3 protein-coding genes are annotated in these 6,294 nt (G+C 72.6%); all 3 read left to right on the forward strand.

What is annotated here, in order from left to right; translation table 11 throughout:
• The first annotated feature begins 168 nt into the window (after positions 1-168).
• Positions 169-1,692 carry an FAD/NAD(P)-binding protein gene (locus D7V93_RS35380; RefSeq protein WP_120647556.1) on the forward strand — a complete coding sequence of 508 codons (1,524 nt, stop codon included), beginning with the start codon at positions 169-171 and terminating at the stop codon, positions 1,690-1,692.
• Between the two features lie 170 nt (positions 1,693-1,862).
• On the forward strand, positions 1,863-3,149 hold the full coding sequence (locus D7V93_RS35385; RefSeq protein WP_120647557.1) for a hypothetical protein: 1,287 nt from the start codon (positions 1,863-1,865) through the stop codon (positions 3,147-3,149).
• 234 nt (positions 3,150-3,383) lie between these two features.
• On the forward strand, positions 3,384-6,209 hold the full coding sequence (locus D7V93_RS35390; RefSeq protein ID WP_120647558.1) for an alpha/beta hydrolase: 2,826 nt from the start codon (positions 3,384-3,386) through the stop codon (positions 6,207-6,209).
• Positions 6,210-6,294: the final 85 nt, after the last annotated feature.

The following is a 6,294-nucleotide window of genomic DNA, read 5'->3' on the forward strand; positions in this document are numbered from 1 at the left end:
GCCGTGCCCGGGGTCTCCGGGACGCGGTGAGGTCCCCAGCGCCCCCACGTCCCACGGTGGGCACGGGACGTCGCCGGAGCGACACGGGCGTCGGCTGACGAGCAGGAGCGCCGGACGCTCGTACCCGGAAGGGATGGCATCCGCGAGGCCCGGCCCTACAATCGTGCGGTGTACTCCCGGCAGGACGTGATCATCATCGGTGCGGGTGCCAGCGGGACGCTGCTGGCGGCCTGTCTCTTGCGCGGCGCCCGTGCGCCCCTGCGCGTCACCCTGGTGGAGAGGGCAGAGCGCGTGGGGCGGGGCGTCGCCTACTCCACCACCAGCGCACGCCACCTGCTCAACGTGCCGGCCGGACGCATGAGCGCCTGGGTGGAGGACCCGGAGCACTTCCTGCGCTGGCTGCGCGCCACGGTGCCGGACACGCTCCCGTCCTCGTTCGCCGAGCGCCGCCTCTATGGCCAGTACCTGGAGACGGTGCTGAAGGAGGCCGCGGAGCGGGCGGCCCCGGGCGTCCAACTCCAGACACTGCGCGACGAGGTGACAGCGGCGGTGGACACGGCCGACGGCGTGAAGCTGTCGCTCGCGAGCGGCGCGAGCCTGGAGGCGCGCGGCGTGGTGCTGGCGCTGGGCAACGCGCTGCCCGCGGACCTGCGCGTCCCCGACGGGGGCCTGTACGCAAGCCCCCGCTACCACCGCTCGCCGTGGGCGCCCGGAGCGCTCGAGGGCATCGGACCCGAGGAGGCGGTGCTGCTCATCGGCACGGGGCTCACCATGGTGGACACGGTGCTGTCGCTGGGCGAGCGCGGCCACCGGGGACAGGTACACGCGCTGTCCCGGCACGGCCTGCTGCCGCACGTGCACCGCGCGTCCGGCGCGAAGGCGCCCGCCGCCGCGGAGCCGCTGCGCATCCGGGAGCTGCTGCGCTCGGTGCGCCGGGAGATGGACCGCTGCCGCGACGCGGAGACGGCGACGAACGCCGCATCCCCGCCGGACGAGGGCGCGGTGCCCTTCAGCACGCTGCGCATCCGCGACGTGCTGCGCGCGATGCGCCAGGAGGTCGACGCGCAGGTGGCCGCGGGCGCGGACTGGCGCGCGGCGGTGGATGCGCTGCGGCCGGTGACAACGCTCCTGTGGCAGCGCTTCACGGACGCGGAGCGCCAGCGCTTCCTGCGCCACCTGCGCACGCACTGGGAGGTGCACCGCCACCGCATGGCGCCGGACATCGGCGAGACGCTAGAGGCCTGGCGGCGTGAAGGCCGGCTGGTGCTCCACGCCGCCCGCGTGCTCGGCTTCGAGCGGGAGCCAGACGGGGTGGCGGTCCGCCTGCGCCCCCGGGGTCGATACGAGGCCCAGGTGCTGCGCGTGGGCCACGTCGTCAACTGCACCGGCCCGGAGTCGAGCCTCTCCTCCCGCAGCCAGCCGCTCTTGCGCGGCCTGCTGGAGGCGGGACAGGCCCGCGCGGACGCGCTCGGCATGGGGCTGTCCACGGCCGGGGACGGCGCGGTGCTGGACGCGCGCGGCAAGCCCTCCCCGCATCTCTTCACCCTGGGCCCGCCACGCCGGGGCGACCTCTGGGAGACCACCGCCGTGCCGGAGATCCGCACGCAGGCGCGGGACCTGGCGGACCACCTGCTGCGCCACCTGGGCGCCGCGCGGGCCGCGTCGGAGACCTCGCCCGCCGTCCCCTCCTGAGGGATGAGGCGCGCGGGGCCTGCCACGCCTGCCCGGTAGTGGACCTGACAGGCGCCATGACCTGAAGGCCGGGCTCCCCCGCTGGACGGGCGGTGGGGCCTCGTCGCCGGGAGGTGTCCGGCCAGGGGTTTCGTGCGACATTCGAGCCCCCCTCCCGGAGTCTCCTCCTGATGGCCCTGAAGCGCCCCGTCCCCACCCTCATGGGAGGCGTGTTCCTCATCGCCCTCGCGTGCCTCGGGGCGCTCGCGTACCAGCACCTGCGCACGGACGCGCTCGAAGCGCGGCTCGTGCACGAGGTGCACATGCTGACGCACGCGGAGCACCCGCGTCCGGCGCACGTCACGCCCTCGCGGCCCGGCACCTTCGGCACCGCCGTGTCGTCGCTGCTGCCCGCCCTGCTGCGGCAGACGGGCGGCCTGCCTCCCCTCTCCGAGGCAGACGCCGCGCGCTGCGAGGCCGTGACGGAGGGCCGCTCGCTCGTGACGGACCTGCCCGCCGCGTGCCGCGAGGCGCTGGAGCAGGGCCGCCCCCTGATGCGGCAGGTGCTCGCCGCCACCCACGCGGAGTCGGGCGGGCTGCCGGAGGAGCTGCGGCCGCTGTCCGGGCCGGACGTGGCGGGCCGCGACGCGGTGGCCCGGGCCCTGCGTGAGGTGGTGGAGCAGGCGGCGCTGGAGACGCGGCTGCTCGTGGCCCGCGGGGAAGCGGACGCCGCGGTGGACACCTGCGTGGACGCGCTCGCGCTCAGCCGGGAGCTGGCGCTGGGCGGGGGGCTCGTGGGGCAGCGGCTGTCCGCGCACGGCTACGCGCGCACGTGGCGGGCCTGCGCGGACGCGCTCGACGCGGCCTCCGTGCCCCGCAAGCGCAAGGCGACCGCGCAGCTCACCCGGCTGCACGAGGGCTTCCCGCCCGTGTCCCTCACGCTGCACGAGGAGTCCGTCGCCGCGCAGCTCACCACCTTCCGCGACCTGCTGTCCGACGACGCCCGCGCCGCGCTGCCTCCCGCGTGGCTGGACGCGCCCGCGCTTCCGGACGCCCTGTCCCGGCGGCGCCAGTGGCGGCAGTGGGTGACGGACGCGGACCGCCTGCGCGCCGTGGTGGATCAACCGCCCGACACGCGCCGCCGCGCGCTGGAGGCCCTGGAGGAGCAGCGGCGCATGGAGGGCCTCCGCCACGACGACGCCCCGTGGATGCGCGGGACCTCCGAGGACGTGGACCTGCTCGACCTGCGCGCGCTGCGCTCCGAGGCCCTCATCGCCCTGGCCGAGGTCGACACGGCCCGGGCGGAGAAGGGCCAGTGGCCCCGGGCGCTCGCCACCAAGACGTCCTCGCTCGTGCTGGAGCCCGTGGACGCGTCCCAGGCCGTCCTCCGCTCGTGCGCGCGGGGCCTGACGCCCGAGGCCCTCCGCATCACCGCGGACGCCGCGCCCGGCTCCGAACAGGCCCGCACGCAGCCCTGAGTCCGGCTCGCAGGAAGATTCCAGTTTTACCGTGAATTCGGTTGTAACCTGGAAGGCTATGAATTGTGGCCTTGCAGGTTACAATCGCCCCTGGCCGCGAGTTCCCTGACCCCGTCCCTCCTCTGAGCGGCCCCTTCGTCCTCGCATGGCACCGCGAGTGCAGCGGAGGCGTTGCCACTCCATGAACGGGACCGGGGGCGTCGCCTCCGGTTCCTTCCCCGCATCGGAGGTTCCGTGAAGCGTCTCGCATGGCCCTTCGTGCTGCTCACCGCGTTCTCGACCGCGGCCCTGGGCAGCACGAATCCACAAGGCAGTCCCCCCAACCTCATCCAGTCCGCCACCCGGACGGCCGTCTTCACCCCCGTGGACGACCGCGGGCAGGCCATCGACATCCTGCCCGTGGGTGACTCGCTCACCGTGGGCGCGCAGGGGCTGGAGCCCAACACCGTCTACGAGCTGCGCTTCGCGGTGGACGCGGAGCGCATCCCCACGCTGAAGGAAGCCGTCGGCTTCGCGCGCGCGACGACGGACGCCAAGGGCGCGCTCGCGCCGCACATCCTCTGGTTCCAGTCCGGCGTCGTGGGCTGCCCGGAGCGCGCGGCCCCGCCCCAGTCGCCCTACCGCTTCCCCAGCTTCGAGCGGGCCGAGGCCGCGCTCGACGGCCGCACGCTGCTCGTCACCGCGCAGGCCGTGGCGGCGGACAAGACCGGGAAGATTCCGCCCATGGAGCTTCCCGTGGGCGAGCCGGTCGCCGCGTTCAACCTCCCCATCAAGGTATCCGCCACCCCGCGCGTCTACCCGTCCACTGCGGACGGCTGTCTGCTCAACGCCCATGAGACGGGCCGGGGCGACCTGTACGTGACGGGCTCCGGCTTCCGGGGCAACGAGACCGTGGAGGTCTCCATCGTCCCCAACCAGCGCGCCTGGCGCGAGGGCGACGCCTTCGCGGACGTGTCGGGTGACGGCTTCGCCTCCGCCCCCAAGAAGGTCGTCACCGACGCCTCCGGTCGCTTCACGGTTCCGGCGTGGAACGCCAACTTCCAGCGCCGTGGCGTCTACGACATCATCGCGCGCCGCCCCCTGTTCGAGCCGCTCCCGGGCGTCCTGAGCGCCAGCGACGTCGTGTCCTACGGCATCGACACGGGCGTCGTGCTCTACCTGCTCTACCCGGTGGGCGGCCCCACGATGGACATCGCGGGCCGGCCCCTGAACAGCTTCCCCTACTTCGAGTTCGCCGACTCGTTCGCGGACACCTCCGACCCGGTGTGGGGCGCGGTGGATCCCACCTACGTGCCCGCCGGCCACCCCGGTGGCACCTGGGCGGCCTACTACGTCGTGAACCACCGCAGCGTGCTGGGCTGGACCCTGAACACCAACCTCGTGGACGTGTCGGGTGGCATTGAGATCCAGCAGGTGAAGGCGGGGTGCGTGAACGGCACCGACATCGTCATCTGGCAGCCGCCGCTCGTGAAGGGCTCGTACGACGTCGTCGTGGACTTCGGCTCCACCGTGGCCACCACGCCCGGCTCCTACTCCACCGACGGCAACTACAACGACACCGTCGACTTCCTGGACGGCTCCAACCAGATTGGCTTCCAGGTCGCGAAGGATCCGTACGCGCTGGGCACCTACCCCATCGGGACGGACAGCTACTCCGTCGACAACTACTTCCCCACCATGGGCGGCGCCGCCAACGTCGACCTGCGCGCCGTCGTGCGCTACCCGGCCGTCGCCGCGGGCGCGGGCACCGCCGTCGCCGCGGGCACCTTCCCGGTCTTCGTCATCCAGCACGGCAACCACCGCATCTGCTACAACTCCACGCAGAACCACGCCACGTGCACCAACCGCGTGCCCAACCACCAGGGCTACATGCGGCTGCTCGACACGCTGGCGAGCAACGGCGTCATCGCGATCTCCATCGACGCGTATGACCTGTCCGGGCCCGTGCCGCAGTGGATCCCCGAGCGCGGCCAGCTCATCCTCAAGCACCTGGAGCTGTGGTCGCACCTCAACAACGCCGCCACGTACCCCACCTACCCGAACTTCTTCGCCGGCCGCTTCAACGGCAAGCTGGACATGACGAAGATCTCCGTGTCGGGCCACTCGCGCGGCGGTGAGGCGTCGGTGTCCGCGTACATGCAGAACACCGCGTTCAACATCGTCTCCGTGTCCTCCATCGCGCCGGTGGACGGCCAGCTCTACACGCTGCCCGCGGGCGTGCCCTACTTCGTCATCCTGCCCGCGGCGGACGGCGACGTGACGTCGCTCTCCGGCGCGAAGATCTACGACCGGGCGCTGGGGACCAAGAGCTCCATCGACGTGTATGGCGCCAGCCACAACCTCTTCAACACGGTGTGGGCGGCGGACGGCGACGACTCTCCCAGCACGCGCAACGACTACATCACCGCGCCCAACCAGCAGCGCATCGGTGAGTCCTACCTCTCCGCCTTCACGCGCATCTACCTGAAGAACGAGACGGTCTACGCGGACATGATGCGCGGCCAGCTCACGTTCCCGTCCACCGCGGGCTTCAAGATCTACGCGACGCACCACGAGAACTCGCACACGCGGCTCAACAGCGGCTCCACCGCCGGCTTCACCTCGGCCGGGCCCCTCACGCTGGCCAACGCGAGCAACCCCGCGCCGCACAGCACCAGCGTCCTGCGCGCCACCTGGACGGGCAACACCGCCACCGCGACGTTCACCGTCCCCGTGGCCCAGCGCGACACCACCGGCTACGAGGTGCTGTCCTTCCGCGTGGCCCAGACGACGTCCGCCTCCAACCCCGCCAGCGGCACCCAGGACTTCCGGGTGGAGCTGGCCACCGGAGCGACCGTCAAGGCCACCTCCACCTCGCTGTTCGACGTCATCCCCAAGCCGTACGTGCGGCCGGGCAACGTCGTCCTGCACACGGTGCTGACCACCGTGCGCATCCCCCTGCATACCTTCATCATGAACGGCAACGGGGTGACGCTGACCAACATCGACACCGTGCGCCTGCGCTTCACCAGCCCTTCCACTGGAGACATCTATGTCGACGACGTCGAATTCTCCCGCTAGCCGTCTCTTCCTCGTGGCGGCGGCCTGCCTGGCGCTGACGGGCTGCGCGGAGGAGTCCAAGGGCGCCGCCGAACAGCCCCCCAAG

Source organism: Corallococcus llansteffanensis (genome assembly GCF_003612055.1).
GTDB lineage: Bacteria > Myxococcota > Myxococcia > Myxococcales > Myxococcaceae > Corallococcus > Corallococcus llansteffanensis.

Bases quoted from the DNA above. Each gene is read 5' to 3' on its own strand.
- D7V93_RS35385 (WP_120647557.1), top strand. From the start codon at position 1,863: ATGGCCCTGAAGCGCCCCGTCCCCACCCTCATGGGAGGCGTGTTCCTC.